The sequence below is a fragment of the Rhodoferax sp. genome (assembly GCF_039922535.1).
GTDB lineage: Bacteria > Pseudomonadota > Gammaproteobacteria > Burkholderiales > Burkholderiaceae_C > Rhodoferax_B.
Genome location: NZ_JBDTEM010000228.1, coordinates 1 through 1,919, shown reverse-complemented (window position 1 = coordinate 1,919; position 1,919 = coordinate 1). Strand labels below are relative to the sequence as shown.

Below are 1,919 nucleotides of genomic sequence, written 5' to 3'. Positions count from 1 at the left end.
AAGGCGGTACCCGGGGTGTGGGCGCGCTCCTGGAGGATGGGGAAGAGCTTGTAGATTTCGGGCACGTTCCACGGGCCTTTGCGGCCCACGGCGGCACCCAGTTGCAGATTTTCTTCCACCGTCAGGTTGGCCACGATGCGCCGACCCTGCGGCACCACCACCACTCCTTGCTGGGCCGCCATATAAGGGCGTGGGCGCGGCAGGGTTTTGCTGCCCACACGCACGCTACCGCCCCGCAATGTGGCCAGTCCCAGAACCGTATTGACCACCGTGGTCTTGCCCACGCCGTTGCGACCGATCAGCGCCACGCGCTCGCCCGGCTGTACCGCCAGGCTCAGGCCGTGCAGGATGTGGGCCGAGCCGTAAAAGGCGTTGATTTTTTCCAGTTGCAATAAAGCGCTCATGCCGTGCTCCCCAGGTAGGCTTCGCGCACACGTGGGTCGGCGCGCACGCTGGCCGGTGCGCCACTGGCGATCACCCGGCCGAGTTCAAAAACCGTGACCACATCGGAGATGCCGAAGACCACGTCCATATCGTGTTCGACCAGCAACACCGACACCTCCCAGCGCGAAGTCAGCGCCTTCAGGTGTTTGGCCAGATCGTGCGATTCCTGCACCGACAGGCCGGCCATCGGCTCGTCCAGCAGCAGCACCTGCGGACGGCCCACCAGGGCCAGCGCCAGGTCCAGGCGGCGCTGCTGGCCGTAACCCAGGTCATCGGCCGTGGCATCGGCCAGGGGCAGCAGGTCCAGCTCTTGCAGCACGGCATCGGCATCGGCGGCCGAATCGGCCATGCCCATCTTGTGCGAGGCCAGTTCCACCTGCTGGCGCACCGCCATCTGGCCAAAGATGCTGGTGCGCTGAAAGCTGCGCGATAGCCCGCGCATGCGGCGCTGGGTGGCCCCCAGGGCCGTGACGTCCTGCCCGGCCAGGTGCACCGTGCCGCGGGTCAGCCGGGTGCGTCCGGTGATGGCATCGATTACCGTGGATTTGCCCGCACCGTTGGGGCCAATCAGGCCGCGGATCTGGCCGCGCTCCAGCGTCAGCGAGACACCGTCTACCGCCTTCACGCCGCCATAGTGGATGGCCACGTCGTGGGCTTTCAATACATAGTTGCTCATGGTGGGGTCCTTTCAGTGCCCGGGCGCGGTGCGCAGGACGGGGGTGGGTTTTTTGCCTCGAACCAGGCGGCCCAGTGCCCCGGCGATGCCGGTGGGCGAGAACACGATCACGGTGATCAGTGCCACGCCGAAGATGGCCATCCAGTGGTTGGCGTAGTCGCCCAGAATGTCCTTGGCCAAAAAGTAAATGACGGCCCCCAGCGCCGGGCCCCACAGCGCCTTGTAGCCGCCCACCACCGCCATCATCAGCGCCACTCCCGACAGGCTCCAGTGCAGGTTTTCGGGCGACACAAAGCCGGTGTTCAGCGCCGACAGCAAACCGGCCACGCCGGTCACCAGCGCCGACAAGGCGTACACCGCCGCCCGCGGCACCAGGGTACGGATGCCGATGAAGCGGGCCCGTTCCTCGTTGTCGCGCACCGCCTCGGTGATGCTGCCAAAGCGGCTGCGCAGCAGCAGGGCCAGTGCCAGCAGCACCAAGACCAGCACCGTCCAGCACAGCAGGAATATGTGCGAGGACTTCAGCAGTTCCGACATCGGCAGGCCAAACAGCGTGGCAGGCCATTCGATGTTCATGCCATCGGCACCGCCAGTCAGCCCACGGGAGCGTGAGGCCGTGAGGTAGAACATCTGGCCCACCGCCAGGGTCAGCATGCCGAAGGCCACGCCGGGCACCCGCACAATCACCAGCCCCATCAGAAAGGCGACCGCCGTGATGCCGACCAGGGCGACGGCAATCGCTGCTTCGGCAGGCATGGCCTGCAGCTGCAGCAAGATGCCCACGCCGTAGCCCGCCGCA

The 1,919-nt window shown here is 66.4% G+C and carries 3 protein-coding genes; all 3 read right to left on the bottom strand.

From position 1 onward, the window contains the following. On the bottom strand, nt 1–404 hold a 404-nt coding region (locus ABI213_RS10945; RefSeq protein ID WP_348027040.1), incomplete at its 3' end, for an ATP-binding cassette domain-containing protein. Continuing rightward, nucleotides 401–1,120: an ABC transporter ATP-binding protein gene (locus tag ABI213_RS10940; protein ID WP_348005665.1), complete on the bottom strand. Its 720-nt coding sequence runs from the start codon at nt 1,118–1,120 to the stop codon at nt 401–403. The genes ABI213_RS10945 and ABI213_RS10940, both read right to left, overlap by 4 nt. A 12-nt stretch (nt 1,121–1,132) precedes the next feature. Then, on the bottom strand, nt 1,133–1,919 hold a 787-nt coding region (locus ABI213_RS10935; protein ID WP_348027038.1), incomplete at its 5' end, for a branched-chain amino acid ABC transporter permease.